The 18,908-nt window shown below is 59.2% G+C and carries 19 protein-coding genes; 9 read left to right on the top strand and 10 right to left on the bottom strand.

Going from position 1 to position 18,908, the window contains the following annotated elements; genetic code table 11:
* Positions 1-56: 56 nt before the first annotated feature.
* Complete coding sequence (locus tag CHH27_RS03885; RefSeq protein ID WP_094070414.1) at positions 57-1,601, top strand: HAMP domain-containing sensor histidine kinase; 1,545 nt, start codon at positions 57-59, stop codon at positions 1,599-1,601.
* A gap of 17 nt (positions 1,602-1,618) precedes the next feature.
* Here the strand turns inward: CHH27_RS03885 and cobT are convergent, their stop codons facing one another.
* On the bottom strand, positions 1,619-2,644 hold the full coding sequence (cobT, locus tag CHH27_RS03880) for a nicotinate-nucleotide--dimethylbenzimidazole phosphoribosyltransferase (protein ID WP_094070413.1): 1,026 nt from the start codon (positions 2,642-2,644) through the stop codon (positions 1,619-1,621).
* Positions 2,645-2,748: 104 nt separating this feature from the next.
* On the opposite strand from cobT, the gene CHH27_RS03875 reads away from it, so the two are divergent.
* From CHH27_RS03875 to CHH27_RS03860, 4 genes are all read left to right on the top strand, one after another.
* Positions 2,749-3,624 carry an adenosylcobinamide-GDP ribazoletransferase gene (locus CHH27_RS03875; RefSeq protein ID WP_094070412.1) on the top strand — a complete coding sequence of 292 codons (876 nt, stop codon included), beginning with the start codon at positions 2,749-2,751 and terminating at the stop codon, positions 3,622-3,624.
* Between the two features lie 30 nt (positions 3,625-3,654).
* Positions 3,655-4,860 carry an alpha/beta hydrolase gene (locus tag CHH27_RS03870; protein ID WP_208988526.1) on the top strand — a complete coding sequence of 402 codons (1,206 nt, stop codon included), beginning with the start codon at positions 3,655-3,657 and terminating at the stop codon, positions 4,858-4,860.
* Between the two features lie 75 nt (positions 4,861-4,935).
* Positions 4,936-5,118 (top strand): DUF1289 domain-containing protein, encoded by a 183-nt coding sequence (locus CHH27_RS03865; RefSeq protein WP_198338345.1) that lies wholly within the window; start codon positions 4,936-4,938, stop codon positions 5,116-5,118.
* Positions 5,115-5,828, top strand: coding sequence for a TIGR02281 family clan AA aspartic protease (locus CHH27_RS03860; RefSeq protein ID WP_094070409.1), 714 nt, complete (start codon positions 5,115-5,117; stop codon positions 5,826-5,828). The genes CHH27_RS03865 and CHH27_RS03860 overlap by 4 nt, the downstream gene beginning before the upstream one ends.
* A 57-nt stretch (positions 5,829-5,885) precedes the next feature.
* On the opposite strand, the gene dusA is transcribed toward CHH27_RS03860, so the two are convergent.
* Together dusA and CHH27_RS03850 are read right to left on the bottom strand one after the other, a co-directional pair.
* Positions 5,886-6,905, bottom strand: coding sequence for a tRNA dihydrouridine(20/20a) synthase DusA (gene dusA, locus CHH27_RS03855; RefSeq protein ID WP_094074503.1), 1,020 nt, complete (start codon positions 6,903-6,905; stop codon positions 5,886-5,888).
* Between the two features lie 75 nt (positions 6,906-6,980).
* Positions 6,981-7,739: an ABC transporter substrate-binding protein gene (locus tag CHH27_RS03850; protein WP_157738672.1), complete on the bottom strand. Its 759-nt coding sequence runs from the start codon at positions 7,737-7,739 to the stop codon at positions 6,981-6,983.
* A gap of 156 nt (positions 7,740-7,895) precedes the next feature.
* Here CHH27_RS03850 and CHH27_RS03845 point away from each other — a divergent pair, with 156 nt between their 5' ends.
* Positions 7,896-8,777 (top strand): DMT family transporter, encoded by an 882-nt coding sequence (locus CHH27_RS03845; RefSeq protein WP_094070407.1) that lies wholly within the window; start codon positions 7,896-7,898, stop codon positions 8,775-8,777.
* Between the two features lie 49 nt (positions 8,778-8,826).
* Here CHH27_RS03845 and CHH27_RS27530 read toward each other — a convergent pair whose 3' ends face one another.
* The 4 genes from CHH27_RS27530 to CHH27_RS03825 all read right to left on the bottom strand — a co-directional run bounded on the left by CHH27_RS27530 (position 8,827) and on the right by CHH27_RS03825 (position 12,888).
* Positions 8,827-9,642, bottom strand: coding sequence for a hypothetical protein (locus CHH27_RS27530; RefSeq protein ID WP_157738671.1), 816 nt, complete (start codon positions 9,640-9,642; stop codon positions 8,827-8,829).
* 135 nt (positions 9,643-9,777) lie between these two features.
* Complete coding sequence (locus CHH27_RS03835; protein WP_094070405.1) at positions 9,778-10,842, bottom strand: TRAP transporter substrate-binding protein; 1,065 nt, start codon at positions 10,840-10,842, stop codon at positions 9,778-9,780.
* Positions 10,843-10,861: 19 nt separating this feature from the next.
* The gene (locus tag CHH27_RS03830; protein ID WP_094070404.1) at positions 10,862-12,418 is read right to left on the bottom strand and encodes a TRAP transporter large permease subunit; all 1,557 of its coding nucleotides are present in this window, start codon (positions 12,416-12,418) and stop codon (positions 10,862-10,864) included.
* Positions 12,415-12,888 carry a TRAP transporter small permease subunit gene (locus tag CHH27_RS03825; RefSeq protein ID WP_208988524.1) on the bottom strand — a complete coding sequence of 158 codons (474 nt, stop codon included), beginning with the start codon at positions 12,886-12,888 and terminating at the stop codon, positions 12,415-12,417. Before CHH27_RS03825 ends, CHH27_RS03830 begins: the two co-directional genes overlap by 4 nt.
* A 381-nt stretch (positions 12,889-13,269) precedes the next feature.
* Between CHH27_RS03825 and CHH27_RS03820 the strand changes: the two genes are divergently transcribed.
* Positions 13,270-13,812 (top strand): peroxiredoxin, encoded by a 543-nt coding sequence (locus tag CHH27_RS03820; RefSeq protein WP_094070402.1) that lies wholly within the window; start codon positions 13,270-13,272, stop codon positions 13,810-13,812.
* Positions 13,813-13,873: 61 nt separating this feature from the next.
* On the opposite strand, the gene CHH27_RS03815 is transcribed toward CHH27_RS03820, so the two are convergent.
* A complete protein-coding gene (locus CHH27_RS03815; protein ID WP_157738670.1) occupies positions 13,874-14,881 on the bottom strand; it encodes a BMP family protein in 1,008 nt (335 codons plus the stop codon).
* Positions 14,882-15,186: 305 nt separating this feature from the next.
* On the opposite strand from CHH27_RS03815, the gene guaD reads away from it, so the two are divergent.
* Complete coding sequence (guaD, locus tag CHH27_RS03810) at positions 15,187-16,545, top strand: guanine deaminase (protein ID WP_094074502.1); 1,359 nt, start codon at positions 15,187-15,189, stop codon at positions 16,543-16,545.
* A 12-nt stretch (positions 16,546-16,557) separates the two neighbouring features.
* Positions 16,558-17,502 carry an antibiotic biosynthesis monooxygenase gene (locus CHH27_RS03805; RefSeq protein WP_094070400.1) on the top strand — a complete coding sequence of 315 codons (945 nt, stop codon included), beginning with the start codon at positions 16,558-16,560 and terminating at the stop codon, positions 17,500-17,502.
* 118 nt (positions 17,503-17,620) lie between these two features.
* Here the strand turns inward: CHH27_RS03805 and cydX are convergent, their stop codons facing one another.
* Together cydX and cydB are read right to left on the bottom strand one after the other, a co-directional pair.
* A complete protein-coding gene (gene cydX / locus CHH27_RS03800; RefSeq protein WP_094070399.1) occupies positions 17,621-17,737 on the bottom strand; it encodes a cytochrome bd-I oxidase subunit CydX in 117 nt (38 codons plus the stop codon).
* A gap of 12 nt (positions 17,738-17,749) precedes the next feature.
* Positions 17,750-18,907 (bottom strand): cytochrome d ubiquinol oxidase subunit II, encoded by a 1,158-nt coding sequence (gene cydB, locus CHH27_RS03795; protein ID WP_094070398.1) that lies wholly within the window; start codon positions 18,905-18,907, stop codon positions 17,750-17,752.
* Position 18,908 lies beyond the last annotated feature (1 nt).

Here is an 18,908-nt window from a genome sequence, read left to right as displayed (position 1 = left end):
CAGAGTGAATAAACAGACACTATCAGAATAACAAAATCACAACTCTTGGGCGGCAAATGGGAACCCTTGCGTCAGAAACAGGCGCCGACAAGGACGCCATCAACGAGCAGCGGGCACAGCGCCGGCGCGAGATGGCGCGTTCGGCCCAGGATGTCCGCAGCCGTCTGGGTGCGCCCGACAGCCGTCACACTACCTTTGATCTGGAACGCCAGCACCTTTTTGCCGACACCCGTATCAACGCGGCCTATGCCGTGCCGCTGCTGGCGCTGATCGTCGCGGCAATTTCGGTCTTGTGGATCGATCCCCTGTTCATCGGCGCCTGGTTCACGGTCACGCTCTGCACCCACTTCCTGATGGTTGTGACCAGCCACACCTATGAAAAAGCGCCCTCTGACCAGAAGGCACGGATCTACTGGCGCCGGCGTTTCACGCTCGGCGACTTCATCTACGGCTGCAGCTGGGCGCTGTTTTTCCTGATGCCGAAGACAAGCGATGCCGGTGAAGGCTTCGTCATCTTTCATTTTGCGACGCTCCTGATCGTTGTCGCCATGAACACGATGCAGTCGGCGACCTTGCCGAGATGCCTCCTGGCCAGCACGCTGCCGATGACGCTGGTCGTGACCGTCAGTTTCCTGAAGGAAGTCGATCCGATCCATTACACGCTTGCAGCGATGGCGATCGGCGCTCAGGGTTTCTTTTTCATCCTTGGCAACCAGCTCCTGAAAAACGCCAACACGATGCTGGAGTACCGGGCGGACAAGGATCACCTGATTGCAGAGCTTGAGACTGCCAATGCCATGTCGGACGAAGCCCGGCGGCGTGCAGAAGCCGCCAACCTTGCAAAGTCCCGTTTCCTGGCCACCATGAGCCACGAGTTGCGTACGCCGCTCAACGCCATCCTGGGCTTCTCGGAGATCATGAAGGACGAAGTGCTCGGCCCGATGGAGAACAAGAATTACCGCTCCTACGCCGAGGACATTCACGGGTCCGGCCAGCACCTTTTGAACCTGATCAACGAGATTCTCGATCTCTCGCGCATCGAGGCCGGCCGCCACGAATTGCACGAAGAACCGCTTTATCTTGACGACGTTGTCGAGGAATGCGGCACCATGATGAAGGTCCGGGCGAAGGCCAAGTCGATTTCCCTGCACCACACCCATGAACCCGACCTGCCCCGGGTTTGGGCCGATGAACGGGCTTTGCGCCAGGTGGTGCTCAATCTTCTGTCCAACGCGGTCAAGTTCACACCTGTCGGCGGTGAGGTCCGGATCATGGTCGGTCCGACCTCCGATGGCGGCCAGTATGTGTCGATCAAGGACAGCGGCCCGGGCATCCCGGAAGAAGAGGTTCCAACCGTTCTGGAAGCCTTCGGTCAGGGCTCACACGCCATCAAGACGGCGGAACCCGGCACCGGCCTCGGCCTGTCGATTGTTCAGGCGCTGGTCAACATGCATGAAGGCAAGTTCGCCCTGAAATCGAAACTGGGCGAAGGCACGGAAGTCACCGTGACCCTGCCCCGGGCGCGAATCATGAATTTCTCACCGGATGTGATCTGGGTCGACCCGGAAGACGCCGAACCGGCCTTCAATCGATCCGCCTGAGGCGGCCGTCCAGGACCTTATTCGGACTTTTCGGCAACGCCCGCATCGGCGAATGTGGCCATGCCGGAATGCATTTCAGCCGCCGCTTTCGCAATACCTGCGGCCAGCGCCGCTCCGGAGCCTTCCCCAAGACGCATGCCGAAATCGAACAGGGCTTCCTTGCCCATATGGTCCAGTGCCCGTGCATGGGCCTGCTCCGCGCTCACATGGGCGAAAAGACAGTGATCAAGCCCTTCCGGGTCCATGGCATAGACGACGGCTGCGGCAGCTGTGGTAACAAAGCCGTCGACAATCACCGGGACACGCTGCAGGCGTGCGGCGATGATGAGGCCGGCCATGGCCGAGATTTCCCGTCCGCCGATCTTGCGCAGGACCTCCAGAGGGTCCTTTTCTCCATTGAGACGTTCGACAGCCGCGGTTACCGCATCGCGCTTGCGCGCCAGTCCCTCGTCATCGACGCCGGTGCCGCGTCCGATCCAGTCCTCGGCCTTGCCTCCGAAGAGGCCGTTCAGCACGGCGGCAGCAACGGTGGTGTTGCCGATGCCCATTTCGCCGAGACAGATCAAGTCAACACCGCCTGCCAGGGCCTCCATGCCATAGGCCATGGTGGCGGCGCAGTTGGCCTCGTCCATGGCATCTTCCCTGGTAATGCTCGGTGTCGGCATGTCCACCGCCAGATCGAACACTTTCAGGCCAATGTCGTAGGCCCGGCAGAGCTGGTTGATGGCCGCGCCACCGGCAGCAAAATTCTCGACCATCTGACGGTTGACCGCACTCGGGAAGGCAGACACCCCTTCATCGGCCACCCCATGAGCGGTCGCGAAGATCGCCACCAGCGGACGGGTGATTTTCGGCGGCGCCTTGCCTGACCAGGCGGCGAGCCATTCAGCGATTTCTTCCAGTCTGCCGAGCGACCCGGCCGGTTTGGTCAGTTCCGCATCGCGCGCCCTCACCTTGCCGAGCGCTTCCTCATCCGGTCCGGGCATGGATTTCACCAGATTGCGGATATCGTCGAAAGGCAGCGCGGTCTCGGACAGGGACATTTTCAAGCTTCCGGATTGTTCAGCCGGCCCAGCCGGCACTTGGTATCGCTAAGGCGCTGATCTATAACCGTGCCCTTGAAAAACTCAAGCGCGGGACCGGCCTGATGAGCTCTGAATCCGACCAACTTCCTGATTCCGGAGCCGATTCAAGCTCTGACAAACCTTGGGATCACGCGGCCCCCTTTCTGATCCGCTGTCAGCGCCTGGTGGCCGATGCCGCCGCGTGCGTGCGATTCTTCTCCCGCCTACCTCTCTCCAAACCCCTCAATGCGTTTGACGATCCGGCCGCCCTTCCCGACTTCAGGCGCATTGCCCGTGCTGCTCCGCTGGCTGGCCTAATGGTCGCCCTGCCGGCGGCGGCCCTCGGAACGGCCCTCGGCTACACACATCTGCCAAGCCTTGCGGTGGCAACGCTGATGATCGGTCTTCTGGCGGCCACCACCGGCGCCCTGCATGAGGACGGTCTCAGCGACCTGGCGGACGGTTTTTTTGGCGGCGCCACCCGTGACAGGCGCCTTGAGATCATGAAAGACAGCCGTATCGGGGCGTTTGGCGCTCTAGCCCTGATTGTCAGCGTGATCTTGAGAGTGACCTTGCTGGCCGCTCTCTGGCAGAGATTTTCACCCGCAGATGCTGCCTTGCTGTTTCTTTCGGGCGAGGCCCTCAGCCGTGCGCTTCTTGTCTGGCAATGGCGGGCTCTCCCGCAGGCCCGTCCGGATGGGCTTGCCGTGCGGTTTGGCAAACCGGGTGCCGCGACCCTGAAAGGCGCATTTCTGGTGACCCTTCCGTTGCTTCTGCCTGCCTTCTGGCTGCTGTCCCTGCCCGCGTTTCTGCTGGCTCTCTTGTTGGCGGCGGTCACCGCCTTCGCAGTCGGTGCGCTGGCCCGCGACAAGATCGGCGGCGTGACTGGCGACGTACTTGGCGCGATTCAGCAAACAAGCGGGCTTGGTTTTCTCGCGGGTATGCTTATGGTGCCCTGAAACAACCTTGAGCTGGGACTGGTCGCCCGAATGATCACACGCGTTTGGCAAAGTGGTGAAGCAAATCCGCGAATGCAGCCCGTCTGGGTCGCGGCCACGCTGGTTTTTGCGCTTCTGGTTCTGACTGCCTGTGGCGGACGGCCTGACTCGGGCGCGCTGGTGATCAACACCGAACCAGCACCGGATGCCAAGATCAGCGACATCATGATCGTGACCACGCGTGAGCGGGACAGTCGCCCGGACACCTATTTCGGCGGTGAACGCTCCTCGGCTGTCAGCTATGCCGAAGCCTCGATTTCCGTTCCGCCCAGTCACGAGCCGGGCCAGATCGAATGGCCGGAAAGCCTGCCGGGCAACCCGGAGAAGGACTTTGTTGCCCGCAGCGCCGGCTACATAGCAGACAAGGCAGCCTTCAAACGGCAGATCAATGAGCGTCTTGCAGCCCTGCCGCCCAACAAGCGCGAGATCTTCGTCTTTATTCACGGCTATAACACGCGCTTTCCCGAAGGCCTTTATCGGTTCGCCCAGATCGTTCACGATGCCAAGTTCGAAGGCGTTCCGGTCTTTTTCACCTGGGCGTCCCGCGGCACGCTCAAGGACTATGTCTATGACCTCAACAGCGCTGCCATTGCGCGCAGTGCGCTGGAAGAAACCCTGGTCGAACTGACCAACACCAGGGCCACCAACATCACCATCCTGGCGCATTCCATGGGGAACTGGCTGCTGATGGAAACTGCGGTTCAGGCCAAACCGGAAAACCGCAGGCGCATAGCCACCAAGATCGACGATATCGTGCTGGCCGCGCCGGATATCGATATCGACCTCTTCAAGGCGCAGCTGCGCAAACTCGGCAAGCCGCCCAAACCCTATACGGTGATTGTCTCCAAGGACGATCGCGCGCTGCGCCTGTCCAGGACAATTGCCGGCGGCAAGGAACGGGTCGGAGCCTATTCGGACGACCAGGATCTGGCTGAACTCGGTGCGATCGTGATCGATGTGACGGAACTGGAATCGCTTGACGGAGCCCATCACTCAAAATTCGCGCAGCTTGCTCAACTGAGGCCGGAAATGCGCAAGACACTGAGCAATTCCGTTGTTTCGTCGTCAGCGGATCAAAATCGTGGCGCCAATCTCGGCAATGATCTGGGCAGTTTTGTCGGCAATGCCGCAGGGACAGCCGTCGCTCTGCCGATCCGGGTCATCACAGCGCCCTTCACCTATGGTGGCGGTTCCTGATCAAAGCAGCTGACGCCTGTCACTTCCGCCACATTTTGTCTTGGCAAAGCCACAATCCGCCGCCATATCCCACTCATGAAGTCGCCCTGTATCAAAACCTGTCAGATCGACCGGCAAACCGGCCTTTGCCTTGGCTGTTACCGGACCCTCGATGAAATCGCCTCCTGGACACAGTTCAGTGACCGGCAGAGGTCTGACATTCTTGCAGACCTCCCGGCAAGACAGCGTCCCACCCGCGGCGCCGGAGGCCAGGGATGAACGGACCCAAGCGTTTTCGCGGCCTGATGGTTGTCGTGCTGGTGGTCGTCCTGGCGGCAGGCGCATTTTATGCCTTTTTCGGAGATCCGACCGATCCGGCCAATGCCAATTTCGATGACAGGGGCCCGCGCATCGTTGCCTTGTCCGCGCTGGCCTTTGTCTTTCTCGCCAGCTTCATTTTCGGCCAGCCGAAAGTACGCGAAGTGATTCAGGGGACGTTGTTCTGGGGCGGCCTCTGCGCCCTGCTCGTTGTCGGCTACACCTATCGCACCGACCTGGTTCAGGCGGGATACAGGGTTCTGGGCGCACTCGCGCCCGGAATGGCAGTCACACAGCAGGACGGCACGATCCTGATCGTGCGCGATGCAGGTGGCCATTTTGTTGTCAGCGGGCGCGCCAATGGTGCGCGAACGGAGTTTCTTCTGGACACCGGCGCAAGCGCGGTTGTCCTGAACTATGCCGATGCCCGCCGGGCCGGTTACCGGGACGAGGACCTTTTGTTCACTGTGCCGGTTTCAACCGCCAATGGCCGCACGCTGGTTGCGCCCGTGCGGATCGACGATATCACCATCGGCGATCACACCTTGCGAAATGTGCGCGGCTTTGTCGCCCGTGACGGTTCCCTGGAAGCCAGTCTTCTGGGCATGAGTGCGCTTGACAGGCTGCGCAGCTGGCGCATCGAAGGCGACCGGCTGATCATAACGCCGTGACGGCTTCCCTGGCGGTTGAACCGGCGCCCGCGCATTGGCCAAAATCGTATTTCTGACTTACTCCGCCGCGGCGAGATCGCCTCCTGCCGGACTGACAGCGGCGAGCGCATGGTCGACCACGTCCAGACCGGCGCCGGGCTTGATCGCTTCCACAGTCAGGATGCGCCGCCAGGACCGCGCGCCGGGACGGCCGTGAAACAACCCGAGCATGTGCCGGGTCATATGCGCCAGCTTCACACCCCGTTCGAGCTGCTCCGCCAGATAGGCCTTGTGCGCCTTCACGGCCTGCCAGGGAGAAACATTGTCCGCGTTTTCTCCATAAAGGCGGCGATCGACCTCGCCCAGAATTTCGGGCGTGTGATAGGCGGCCCGGCCGAACATCAGACCGTCCAGCGTTTCAAGATAAGGCTCGGCCTGGTCGAGCGATTGCAGGCCGCCATTCAGACCGATGAACTTCTCCGGAAAGCGCTGCTTCAGGCGCAGCACCCGGTCATAATCCAGCGGCGGAATGTCCCTGTTTTCCTTCGGGCTGAGACCCTGGAGCCAGGCCTTTCGCGCATGCACCCAGAGCGCATCGCTGCCAGCGGCAAAGACCGCATCGGCCATGGCATCAAGCGCCACTTCCGGATCCTGATCATCGATGCCAATCCGGCATTTGACGGTAACCGGGATGTCGACCGCCGCCTTCATCGCCTCGACACAGGCCGCCACCAGCGCCGGTTCTTCCATCAGGCAGGCGCCAAAGCGACCGGACTGCACCCTGTCGGACGGGCAGCCGACATTGATGTTGACCTCGTCATAGCCGAAATCGGCGACAATCCGGGCCGCTTCCGCCATGTCCTGCGGGTCCGACCCGCCCAGCTGACAGGCAATCGGGTGCTCGCTGTCGGAAAAGCCGAGCAGATGCTGCCTGTCACCGTGAATGACCGCGCCGGTGGTCACCATCTCGGTATAAAGCAGCGCATGCCGCGACAGCTGCCGGTGAAAGGCCCGGCAATGTCGGTCTGTCCACTCCATCATGGGGGCCACGGAGAAACGTGGCAGGTGGGCGGAATAGAGGCGGTTTGTTGCAGTCATGGGCGGCTCAATATCATTTGCGGACAAAAGACGCAAAGGCAGCCGCATCCGTAGCTGAAAAGACGCTCTTTGAAATCAGTTGAGGACCTTCGGCCGGATATAGGGTCCAATGATGCGTTCGAATTCGCCGTTTTCCCGGATGATCTCCATGCCGCGATTAAAGGCATCGACGAAATAGGGACCGTCGTCGATGTGCCGGGAGATCAGCAGGTGGTAGGACCAGGGATAGGTCATCGTCTCAAGATGGCCGATGCGATTTCTCTGCTCTTCCGTCAGGTGTTCCAGAACAGCATCATAGCCGCTGGTTTTCAGCTCGGGCACAAAGTCCACCCGCTCCCGGGCCAGCATCTCGAACAACTGCTGATTGTTGCGAACCCGCGCGACATAAATCGAGCCGTCCTCCACCAGCGGTGCAAATTGCCTTCCGAAAGCGCTGGAATCGAGCGCGCCCATGACCCTGCCCTTCAGGTCGGATGGCTCATTGGCTTCGATCGGATTGTTCTTGTTGTAAAAAACAACTTCATCGAGGGTGAAGAGCGGATCGCTCGGCAGGTAGATCCGTTGCCTCTCAGGTGTCAGCACCCACATGAAGGTCCCGTCCCAAGCGCCGCGCTCGACTTCGATCATGGCCCGGTTCCAAGGGAAAAATCCATATTCCACCTCAATGCCGACAGCATCGAAGGCGGCGGTGACCAACGCAGACGCTGCGCCGTATTCGGGCAGGTTCTGAGACTGATAGGGCGCCCATTCCCCGTTGGTCAGGCGAATCTTGGTCGGTTTGTCAGCAAAAGCAGCGTTGCCGAAAAACGTCAGCACCAGAAGCGAAACCAGCATTAGTCTTTTGAAGAGCATGCTTGAGTGTAGCAAACATCCAACCGAACCACACCCATAAATTGAATTGTCGATCTTACCGAGGCCATTTCCTGCGAGAAATGACCTTGCGCGACCCGAGTTTCAAGATTACCTGAAATGCGCGCAGGAGATCAGCAAATGCAAAATGTGGCGACGGCCCCGTCCTCCAAGGCAACCACGGGCATCCTGCTGATGTCCGTCGGGGTCGCGAGCCTGTGTGTCAACGACGCCATCGCCAAAACGCTGACGGAAGGTTATTCGCCGATCCAGATCCTGTTTTTGCGCAACATCATCGCCCTGCCCTTTGCCATGCTGATAGCCCTCAAGATGGGCGGACGCGGGGCGCTGGTAACACACCGACCAGCCGCCCATCTTCTGCGCGGTGTCCTGTGGCTCGTTGCAGCCACGCTGTTCTTCACCAGCTTCATCTATCTCGGCCTTGCCGAAGCAACCGCGCTGATCTTCGTGATGCCGGTCTTCGTGACGGCGATCTCCGCGCTGGTCCTGCGCGAACCAACCGGCTGGCGGCGCTGGTCGGCGGTTCTGATCGGATTTGCCGGCGTTCTGGTCATCGTACGCCCCGGCGGTGACACGTTCCAGGCAGCGTCGCTGCTGCCTGTGGTCACGGCGTTTTTCTACGCACTTTTGATGCTCAGCGCCCGGTGGGTCGATCCGCGCGAAAGTGTCTGGACCATGATGCTTTACCTGGTCGGCGCCGGTGCGCTGCTAAGCACGCTGGTGATGCCGTTTGTCTGGGTGACGCCACACATGGAGGACGCATGGCTTTTCCTGGGCCTTGCCTTTTTCGGCACCGCCGGCATCACGCTGATGACCCAGGCCTTCCGGTTTGCACCAGCGGCCGTGGTGGCACCTTTCGATTACACCGCCCTCCTCTGGGCGACGTTGCTCGGTTATCTTCTCTGGGGTGAGATCCCGGATACGGCGACCTATCTTGGGGCAGCCATCATCATCGCCAGCGGGATCTATATCGTCTGGCGCGAACGCAAGCTGGAAAGCTGAACCACTGCCGGATGGTCTGTCCCGGCAGCCACGTCCGGTCCGGAACCGCTTATTGACCTTGTGGCTTTATGTGGTTGGCCGCAGACCAGACCCTCGGCGAGATGTCGCAGCCAAGGTCCAGTTCCTTCAACCGCATCTCGCGCTGACCGATCTGAAATGGGCCCGTGTAGGTGGGGCACTGGCAGGTGGTCAGCCCTCTTTCATCCTCGGCGGTGCAAGGTGCGGTCATGCAGCCTGCATAAAGGCCGCTTTCGCAACTGGTTGATCCGAAACTGTGTTCCGAGATATGCGCGAAACTGAAGGTCGAGATCAGATCGACGTCCGGCATATCAGGATATAGTGTTTGTTTTTCACCAGTATGGGCGTTTCCAAGCTTGGAGCAGACTTGGGCCTGTTTGCATTGGTCCGGCCGGAACTGCCACTCGGAACACAAATCCATATTGACGAGATTGAGGCACTCCTTGCCGAGCGGGCCGCATTCGGTCCGCGTTTCCTCAAGCGCCTGTTCGTTGAGTATGCTGGTCATGAGCACGTAGTTGAAACGGTAGCGTAGCCCGAGCAATTCTCTTTTCGGCACCACCGGCTCTCCTTCAACCGCATAGCAGGTACACTTGGCGGCTCCAGGATTGTCAGGATCCAGCTCACACGGCAAAAAGGGCGGATCGGAATACCGATGGCTTGGCGTCCGTTTTTCAGGACCGGAGTAATAACAAAGCGCGTAGGCATTGCCGTGACACGCCAGAAACTGTGTCGGCGCGATCCAGCTATCGGACCTGGGTGGCGGCATTTCCTGCTGGGCTGAAGCAGTCGTTGCCGACACGCCTAAGCCAACCACCAAAAGCACTGCAGTCAAAAGCCGTTTCATGATGTCCCCCCGGAAAACCCAACCCCTCAAAATTGCTTTTCCAGGAAAACACTATCATCAGTTGAAATTCTGACAAACTTCTTTCGTGCACGAGTGTCCTGCCACCGGACGGCATCCGATGGCAGGATTTTCGGCTCACACCCTTTGGGTGAAGGTCGCTGCCTTGACCTCGGTCGCATAATCCTTTGCGAGCTCCAGAAACGCATCGTAGCTCTTCTGGACTTCAGCAAATTTCGGATTGGCGGCGGCATTTTCGGCCAGAACCTCGGCGACGGCCGGTTTCAGGGCGGCAATCACGTCCTCCGGGAACGCGCCGAAGGTGACGCCATCGTCCTTGAGCTTCTTCATGGCAACAACGTTGTAATAGTCGAACTGGGCTGTCGTTTCGACCGATGCAGCTTCGGCGGCATTGGCAATGATCGCCTGAAGGTGTGCCGGCAGCCCCTCATAGGCCTCCTTGTTGACCACGATCTCCAGTGCAGCGGAGGGCTCGTGGAAGGCCGGCACATAACAATATTTGGCGACCTTCTGCAGACCGAATGCCTGGTCCAGCATCGGCCCGACCCATTCAGCGGCGTCAATGGCGCCGGACTGGAAGGACGGGAAGATTTCCGGAGGCGGCAGCAGAACGGCATTGACGCCGAGCTTGCGCATGGCCTCACCGCCGAGGCCGGCGATACGCATGTTGAGACCGGCAAGGTCATTGAGGCTTTCAACCGGCTTCTTGAACCAACCGGCGGCCTGAACTCCGGAGCTGCCGGAATAGAACGGCTTCAGCCCGCGCTCGGCATAAATGCCGTCCCAGAGGTCCTGACCGCCGCCATAGCGCAGCCACGCCGTCGTCTCGACAGCGGTCATGCCAAACGGCACGGCGGAAAAGAAATGCAACGCGGAGTTCTTGGACGCGGCGTAGTAAGGCGTCGAATGACCGATTTCGGCCGTGCCCTGCTCCACTGCATCCTCAACACCGAAAGGCGGCACCAGCTCTCCTCCGGAAAAGACCTTGAAGGTCAGCTGTCCGTCGGACATGGCCGCAACGCGATCGGCAAAGGTGGTGACATTGGTCCCAACGCCCGGCGCCTTGGCCGGAAAAGATGTCGGCAGTTTCCATTCGATCTTGCCCTGGGCAATGGCCGGGGCCGCCAACAGGCTGGCGGGCGCAGCAACCGCTCCTGCTTTCAGAAAATCGCGTCTTTTCATCTGATACCTCCTTCAAACATCAAAACAGAACTTCAGGCAGAAAGGTTGCCAGTGCCGGAAAGGCGGCAACCAGGCCAAGTGCCAGGAGCTGGATGGCGACAAACGGGATCACCGACACATAGATGTCGGTGGTGCGGATGTCCGCCGGTGCTACGGACCGGAAATAGAAGAGCGCAAATCCGAAGGGCGGCGTCAAGAACGATGTCTGCAGATTGAGCGCGATCAGAACCGCGAACCAGACCGGGCTGATGTCGGACTGAAGAATGATCGGGCCAACGATCGGAACGACGATGAAGATGATTTCCACGAATTCCAGGATGAAACCGAGCAGGAAAATCACCAGCATCGTCAGCAGAAGCATGCCCCAGGCCCCTCCGGGAAGCGCGTTCAAGAGTTCCGCAACGTGTTCATCGCCATTAAAGCCCCGGAACACCAGCGACAGGATACTGGCGGCGATCACGATGCCAAAGATCATGCCGGTGATGGTCACCGTCTCCTTCAGGGCCGGCAGCAAGACACCGCTGCGCAACAAGGACGTTGAAGCCGTCAGCAAAAGCCCGAAGGCCAGCGTGGTCAAGGACAGGGAAAAGACCGTCAAGGCAGACCAGCTAACTTGCCCCTCGTGGAAATCCAGGCCGAACAATCCGGCGCGACGCAGCAACAAAAGCAGCACCGCGAGCCCTGCACAAAACATCGCCAGGCGCGCGCTGGTCCCGGTTCGGCTCGATGCCGCGATCAGGATGGCGCCGGCAACACCGACACTGGCAGCTTCTGTCGGCGTTGCAATGCCGATCAGGATACTGCCCAGAACCGCCACGATCAGCCCAAGCGTGGGTGCAATGCTGCCAACGAGTTCGGAGATCGAGGCTTTCGGCTGGTCTACGGGTTTTTCGGACCGTTCGCCCCCACCGCGCAGTCGGAACAGAACGTAAGCACCGTAAAGCGTGACCAGCAAAAGCCCAGGCAACAATGCGCCGGCGAAGAGATCGCCAACGGTGACGGGATCCGGTGCGAAGTTCCCGGCTTCCTGCTGGGCTTCGAAATAGGCATTCGAGACCTGGTCTCCGAGCAGGATCAGCACGATGGAGGGCGGGATGATCTGACCCAGGGTTCCGCTTGCACAGATCAGACCGCTGCTCATGTGCTTGTTGACCCCTGCCTTGAGCAGCGCCGGCAACGTGATCGTCCCGAGCATCACGATGGTGGCGCCGATGATCCCGGTCGACGCAGCGATCAGGGCGCTGACGAGCACCACGGCCAGCGCCAGGGACGCCTGGTGTCCGCCAAGGGCCGCCGTCAGGCTCTTGAGCATGCGCTCCGCCTGATCGGATTTCTCCAGGATCAACCCCATGAAGACAAAGAGCGGCACCGCCAACAGCAGCGGGTTGGTCATGATCCCGAAAACGCGCTGCGGCACCGCCTGAAAATAAAGCAGATCAAACTGGCCTGACAGTGCTGCCAGCAGCGCGACCAGCGTCGGCGCACCGGCAATCGCCAGCAACACAGGAACACCGCTCAGGATGAAACCGAAGACGGCAAGAGCCATCACCAGCAGCCAGAGAATATCCGCACTCATGAGACAGGTCGCCGCCAAAGCGTGACAAGCCGCCGGACCGCGAAGAGCAGGACCAGGACCGGCAAGACCAGCAGGCAGGTCTTGACCACAAACAGCCCCGGCAAACCGCCGGTCTCGGGCGACCCTTCCAGGATTACCCAGGAGCTGCGCACCAGCGGAAAGGCCGTCCAGGCCATCAGTGCAAACACGGGGATCGCCAGGACGAGATAGCCCAGCATATCAATCCGGCGGTTGAAAAGGTCTGACCAGTTCTGGCGGAAGACATCGACACGCACATGCTTTTCCGCGTCAAAGGCCACGATGACGGACAGGGCCACGAGCGACGCGAAGGCATAGTTTACCGCGTCCTGCACTTCCAGGAAGCCAATGCCGAGAAGATAGCGCATCAGCACCATCGCCAATTGGCCGAGAAAAACGACGGTGGCCAATCCCATGCAGAACCAGCGCACCCACTGAAACAGTTTTTGCATCCGACGCCCATTTCACGATTTCCCTGCTCTCCGCCGCCGGTGCAGACGGTGACCAGGAAAAACGAAGACTCTCAAGATGCGAAATTATCCGGTCTTACAAGCATTTGCCAGAAATCTTGTCGGGAAACCTGTGAAGCATTCCGGACGCAGGGCACGCTGACGAATGGATGCAGGTGATTGTCATTTCTGACAGATCCACAGCTTCAGTGTTGAAGCTGACCTTTCAGGTGATTTTGCGGAGCAAAACGGATTGCGGCAACGCAACAAATGCGCTAGGCGATGTGTCTCTTCTTCGGTCCACTTCCAGCCGTGTGCGGTCTCTTCTTGCGATCGAACACCTTATGGACTGACCAGACAATTTCAGAATTTTCGGAGTCAATCATGCTCGGCAAACACGTGCCTTCCGTTACCTTCCGCACCCGCGTCCGCGATGAATCCATCGACGGTCCGAACCCGTTCCGTTGGGAAGACAAGACCAGCGACGACTACTTCAAGGGCAAGAAGGTCGTTCTGTTCTCCCTGCCGGGTGCGTTCACGCCGACCTGCTCCACCTACCAGCTGCCGGATTTCGAGAAACTGTTCGACGCCTTCAAGGCTGAAGGCATCGACGAGATCTACTGCATCTCCGTCAACGATGCTTTTGTCATGAATGCCTGGGCCAAGGCGCAGGGCATCGACAAGGTCAAGGTCATCCCGGACGGATCGGGCGAATTCACCCGCAAGATGGGCATGCTGGTCGCCAAGGACAATCTCGGTTTCGGCATGCGTTCCTGGCGCTATGGCGCGGTGGTGAACGATGGTGTTGTCGACCAGTGGTTCGAGGAAGAAGGTTTCTCCGACAACTGCGACAGCGACCCTTACGGCGTTTCCTCGCCGCAGAACATTCTGGAAAAACTGCAGGCCGCCAAGACGCAGGCCGCCTGATACATCACTTGATTGCTGAAAACGAATTGCCCCGGTCCTTTGGCCGGGGCTTTTTTACAGGTCACAGGATTTCGGAGCAGCCGGCCACGTTGTCCACGGGCTCAATCACAAGTGTGCCGTCGGCAAGCGCTCGCTTGACCTCCGATACCGATCGCTCGATATCGACAACCAGAGCCTTGTTGTGCTCATCAACCGCCCAGTCCACGCCATTTTCCCGGACAGTCATGATCTCGACCCCTGCCGTCCAGGTTCCGTTTGAGACCGATTTCCACGTTGCGAAGGCTGCTTCGTCGACCCGTTTCAGCGCACTCGTCAAAACCGTTCCCGGGATGAAGGCGTTCCTGTTTGCGTCGACCATGATGACATGAGCTCCGGCACCTTCCGCCGCCTTCGCGACCCCTTCCGCGGCCAGGCCTGCTGGCGCAAAAATGACATCCACACCACTGGTCAGCATCTGCTCGGCTGCGAGCTTGCCGCCGCGGATGTCGCGGAAGGCGCCACTGTTGGGCCCTACGTAACTCGCCTGAATTTCAACGGAGCCGTCAGCGTGCTTCGCCCCCGCTGCAAAACCACACATGAACCTGCGCACCGGAGGAATGTCCGTCCCGCCAATCGTGCCGACCTTGGCGGACTTTGATTTCAGTCCGGCGACATAACCGGCGACAAAGCCGCTCTCCTGTTCGGAAAACAAGATGGACCTGACATTGGGCATGTCAGCGATCAATCCGTCGATATGTGTAAACATGACATCGGGATATTCCGTGGCGACCGTGCGAACGGCCTCGGTGTTTGTAAAGCCGAGGGTCACAAGGTGATCTGCACCGTGTTTTGCCAGCGAGCGCAGCACACCAAAGACCTCTTGCTCGTCTGTCGCAACCCATTCCTGGATATCAAGATCCAACTGCTCGATCGCGCGCTTTGTACCTTCATGCGCCAGTTCATTGAAGGAACCGTCATTCTTGAGACCGCTAAAGACAATCGCGCCAGTGGTTTGCGCGTGGGCCTGCTGAGCCAGGCAGAAAAGGAGCGCAATCAGGCACACGGCATGTGCCGGCCAAACGCGCCGCAAACGATCGTCCGACAAACTGCAGGGCAGTCGCCGCGAAAGACCGGACAGTAAGTTGGAAACACACATTTGCGTTTTCCATGTAATCAAGCCGCATTTCCCGGCAACATCGTTTCACCAGCCTAGAGCGACCTGCAGAACCTCACAATTGTCACTACAGGCAGGATGGCACCTTGCCGCTTCATTTCAGCAAAGGACCGTTAATTATTTGCCTTTGTTCGAACATATGCGTCAACATCTGAAAATCTCTACACTTTTCCAATACTTCTAGTTCAATATCGTGGCCTCTATGGACGATGGAGGCGGAAATGAAGGCAATCAGAGGCGCTTTTCTGGATTTTTTGCACGACCCTTTCTACAGGGACGAACAAGAAGCAATCCGATACCTGCCTGACGGCCTCCTGGTAATGGACGGCGAAAAGATTGCGGACTTCGGGCGTTTCGATGAACTCGCGGAGAAATACGCCGACGTCAGCACGCATCACTATGCCAACAGACTGATCATGCCGGGCTTCGTCGACACGCACGTTCACTATCCGCAGACCGAGATGATCGCGGCCTATGGGGAACAGTTGCTGGAGTGGCTTGAGAAATACACGTTTCCAACGGAGCTCAAGTTCCAGGACAAAACATATGCGCGCTCCGTGGCGGACCGTTTCCTGAACATGCTTCTGATGAATGGCACGACCACGGCGCAGGTGTTCACGACGACGTTTCCGCAATCCGTTGACGCGTTTTTCGAAGCCTGCAGCGAGCGCAACATCTGCATGATCGCGGGATTGACTGGGATCGACCGGGAGGGACTTGCCCCGGCGGAGTATCGCGACACTGCGGACAGTTTTTACGCAAACAGCAAGGATCTGATCGAGCGCTGGCACATGAAGGGGCGCAACAAATATGCGATCACGCCACGTTTCGCGCTTGGTTCAACGAGAGAACAGCTCGACCGATGCGGTCAGCTGAAGGGGGAATACCCGACTGCGTGGGTCAACACACACATGTCGGAGAACCACAAGGAGATCGCCCAGGTCGCTGAAGCCTTTCCCGAAGCAAGTGACTATCTGAACGTCTATGAACGAGCCGGCATCGTCGGTCCGAAATTCACGGCCGGACATGCCATTCACCTGAGCGACGACGCGTTTCAACGCATGTCGGCGTCCAAGTGCTCAATCTCCTTCTGTCCGTCTTCCAACCTCTATCTCGGCAGCGGCCTCTTCATGATCCACAAGGCGAAGTCCCTGGAAACGCCGGTCCTCGTCGGTCTTGGGACCGACATGGGGGCCGGTGACTGTTTCTCGATCCTGAGAGTGCTCAACGACGCCTACAAGGTGGCGGCGCTCCAGTCGCAAAAGCTGTCGGTCTTCAAGGGGCTCTACCTGGCGACGCTCGGCGGCGCCAAGTCCCTGATGCTTGAAGATGAAATCGGCAGCCTGGATCCGGGCAAATATGCCGACCTGGTTGTGCTGGACCTCAGCCCGACGCCTGCCCTCGCCTTTCGAGCACAAAACAACCCGTTCGGGAAAGATCAGACCAGCGAAGAACACCAGTGCGCGCGGATGGAACATGATGCCTTCGGCACGATGATGCTGGGTGACGAACGCTCGGTCGAGGCAACCTATGTGAGCGGACAGTTGCTCTACCGGAAAACCGGCACTCCTGTTCATTGAGGTCCACAGAGCATGCAGGACACACCCAAAACCGGCGTTCTCATCCTGTCACGGGCCCAGGGCGCGTTTGATGAGCCGGCCTACAAGGACTGGCACCGGGAGCTTGTCGTACTGGCTCGGCAGCATGAGGGGTTGCTCGACGTCGACCTACAGACACCCATTGACGGTGTTCAGGACGAATGGGTGCAAGTGATCACCTTTGATACGATCGACGGTCTGAAGTCGCTGCTCGATGATGAGAGGTTCAAGACCGCCCTGACCGCATCCGACAAGACCTTCGGTAAACCGGTAACAAGACAGGTCGTCGCCAATAGCAAACCCTCTTCGCTGCCCGTGACTGTCGTGATTTCCCAACAGGTGAAACCGGGCTGTGAAGCGGCCTATCAGAAATGGCAACAGGAAATCGATAGCGCCGCCAGAAAGTTTCCCGGCTTTCAGGCCACCGAACTCATCAGTCCGCTGCCGGGTGTGCAAAACGAGTGGGTGGTCATCTTTCGCTTCGATTCAAGCCAGAACCTGGATGACTGGTTCGCGTCCGAAACACATCAACGGCTCATGAAACAGGCGGAACCGTTTTTTGAAAACGTGCAGGTCAGACGGATCGGCCGCGGATTTGAAGACTGGTTTGCAAATGCTTCCGGTGATCGCGACGGCGGCCCATCGCAGATCAGGATGGCGATGGTGGTGTTGCTGGCCCTTTACCCGACGGTGATGCTGCTGACGCTCTACGTTTCGCCGCTCATGTCGTCCCTGGGACTGCCGCTTTCCATCTTTGTTTCAAACATCCTGAGCGTGATCCTGTTGACCTGGGCCGTCATGCCGATAACGACACGAGCCCTGCGTTTCTGGCTGGATCCGGAGACCGGCGCCTCGACAAAACGGACGGTTCTGGGGACAACACTTGTTCTTGGTCTATATGCGATCAGCATCCTTGTCTTCAGTCAGCTGACCGCCTAGCGAACGCCCGCGCCCCAACGGGCGAGAACAGATATCATCCGGCAAGAAGTTGAGCGTTTCAGCAAGCACATCGATGTCCGGACGCTCTGTCCCGAGCGTTCAACAAGGATCAGGCCAATCAGCGTCCTTCGCGCCGGCGGCGCTCATCCTCCGAGCGCAGTTCCAGCCACATGGCGTTCAGGATGGCCAGGCAACATGCCAGCGGCATTCCGAGGACCCAGGCAAAATACCACATTCTTCTGTCTCCTCAGTAAGCCGTATGGTTGTCGCGCTCAATCGTTTCCTCATCCACCTTGCCCCAAAGGACCTTGTAGACCCAGGCGGTATAAGCGAGCACGATCGGCAGGAAAATCACCGTTGCCACCAGCATGTTGAACAAGGTCCTGTGAGAGGATGACGCATCCCAGACTGTCAGGCTTGCCTCCGGCTGAACGGAGGATGGCAGAATGAACGGGAACATGGAGACGCCGACTGTCGAGATGATGCCGAACAGCGCCATTTTCGAGACCGGAAAGATCAGCAGTTCAAGGCGCGTCTGCAACAGGACCAGCGTTCCGAACAGGCCCAGAAAACCAAACGCCGGAGCCAGCCAGAGGATCGGATGGACCGTGTAGTTGTAGAGCCAGGCCCCACCTTCGGAAATGGCCTGCTTGGCAAGCGGATTGGCCTGCATGTTGGGATCGATCTCGGAGGTGATGCGGTAACCCTCGACATAGCCGGAGGCAACGAGGTAGCCACCGAGCGCGAAGAGCATCAGTCCGAACATGGCGGCAAAGGTGCCATAACGGCGCGCACGCATGGCGATATCGCCACTCGCCCGCATCACCAGCCAGACGGAACCGTGCATGACCAGCATGGACACCGAGAGCAGTCCGCAAAGCACCGAATAGGGCGAGAACAAAGCGAAGAACGAGCCTTCGTAGGTCATGCGCAAGTCGTTATCAAGGGTGAAGGGAACGCCAAGCATGACGTTGCCGACGGCGACACCGAAAACGAGTGCAGGCACGAAGGAACCTGTGAAAAGCGCCCAGTCCCAGGCGTTGCGCCAGGCTGGATCCGGCCGCTTGGAGCGATACTTGAACGCAACCGGCCTGAGGATCATGGCGGCCAGCACCACGAACATTGCCAGATAGAAGCCGGAGAAGCTGATCGCGTAAAGCGGCGGCCAGGCAGCGAAGATCGCGCCGCCGCCCAGGATGAACCAGACCTGATTGCCTTCCCAGGTCGGGCCGATCGTGTTGATGACCACGCGGCGTTCGACGTCGGTGTCGGCCACAAAGGGCAGCAGCGCACCGACGCCCATGTCGAACCCGTCCATCACGGCAAAGCCGATCAAAAGCACCCCCAGAAGCAGCCACCAGATCATCTTCAGCACCGAGTAGTCGATCATTTCATAAAGAACCATG

Source organism: Labrenzia sp. VG12, from assembly GCF_002237595.1.
In the GTDB taxonomy this organism is placed as follows: domain Bacteria; phylum Pseudomonadota; class Alphaproteobacteria; order Rhizobiales; family Stappiaceae; genus Roseibium.
Note: the sequence above shows the minus strand (reverse complement) of the source record. Positions and strands in the feature narration are given on the sequence as shown.

Bases quoted from the DNA above. Each gene is read 5' to 3' on its own strand.
- CHH27_RS03875 (WP_094070412.1), top strand. From the start codon at position 2,749: ATGAGCTCTGAATCCGACCAACTTCCTGATTCCGGAGCCGATTCAAGC.
- guaD (WP_094074502.1), top strand. From the start codon at position 15,187: ATGAAGGCAATCAGAGGCGCTTTTCTGGATTTTTTGCACGACCCTTTC.
- CHH27_RS03885 (WP_094070414.1), top strand. From the start codon at position 57: ATGGGAACCCTTGCGTCAGAAACAGGCGCCGACAAGGACGCCATCAAC.
- CHH27_RS03835 (WP_094070405.1), bottom strand. From the start codon at position 10,842: ATGAAAAGACGCGATTTTCTGAAAGCAGGAGCGGTTGCTGCGCCCGCC.
- CHH27_RS03825 (WP_208988524.1), bottom strand. From the start codon at position 12,888: ATGCAAAAACTGTTTCAGTGGGTGCGCTGGTTCTGCATGGGATTGGCC.
- CHH27_RS03850 (WP_157738672.1), bottom strand. From the start codon at position 7,739: ATGCTGGTTTCGCTTCTGGTGCTGACGTTTTTCGGCAACGCTGCTTTT.
- CHH27_RS03860 (WP_094070409.1), top strand. From the start codon at position 5,115: ATGAACGGACCCAAGCGTTTTCGCGGCCTGATGGTTGTCGTGCTGGTG.
- CHH27_RS03820 (WP_094070402.1), top strand. From the start codon at position 13,270: ATGCTCGGCAAACACGTGCCTTCCGTTACCTTCCGCACCCGCGTCCGC.
- CHH27_RS03845 (WP_094070407.1), top strand. From the start codon at position 7,896: ATGCAAAATGTGGCGACGGCCCCGTCCTCCAAGGCAACCACGGGCATC.
- cydB (WP_094070398.1), bottom strand. From the start codon at position 18,907: ATGGTTCTTTATGAAATGATCGACTACTCGGTGCTGAAGATGATCTGG.
- cobT (WP_094070413.1), bottom strand. From the start codon at position 2,644: ATGTCCCTGTCCGAGACCGCGCTGCCTTTCGACGATATCCGCAATCTG.
- CHH27_RS03865 (WP_198338345.1), top strand. From the start codon at position 4,936: ATGAAGTCGCCCTGTATCAAAACCTGTCAGATCGACCGGCAAACCGGC.
- CHH27_RS03805 (WP_094070400.1), top strand. From the start codon at position 16,558: ATGCAGGACACACCCAAAACCGGCGTTCTCATCCTGTCACGGGCCCAG.
- cydX (WP_094070399.1), bottom strand. From the start codon at position 17,737: ATGTGGTATTTTGCCTGGGTCCTCGGAATGCCGCTGGCATGTTGCCTG.
- dusA (WP_094074503.1), bottom strand. From the start codon at position 6,905: ATGACTGCAACAAACCGCCTCTATTCCGCCCACCTGCCACGTTTCTCC.
- CHH27_RS27530 (WP_157738671.1), bottom strand. From the start codon at position 9,642: ATGAAACGGCTTTTGACTGCAGTGCTTTTGGTGGTTGGCTTAGGCGTG.
- CHH27_RS03870 (WP_208988526.1), top strand. From the start codon at position 3,655: ATGATCACACGCGTTTGGCAAAGTGGTGAAGCAAATCCGCGAATGCAG.
- CHH27_RS03830 (WP_094070404.1), bottom strand. From the start codon at position 12,418: ATGAGTGCGGATATTCTCTGGCTGCTGGTGATGGCTCTTGCCGTCTTC.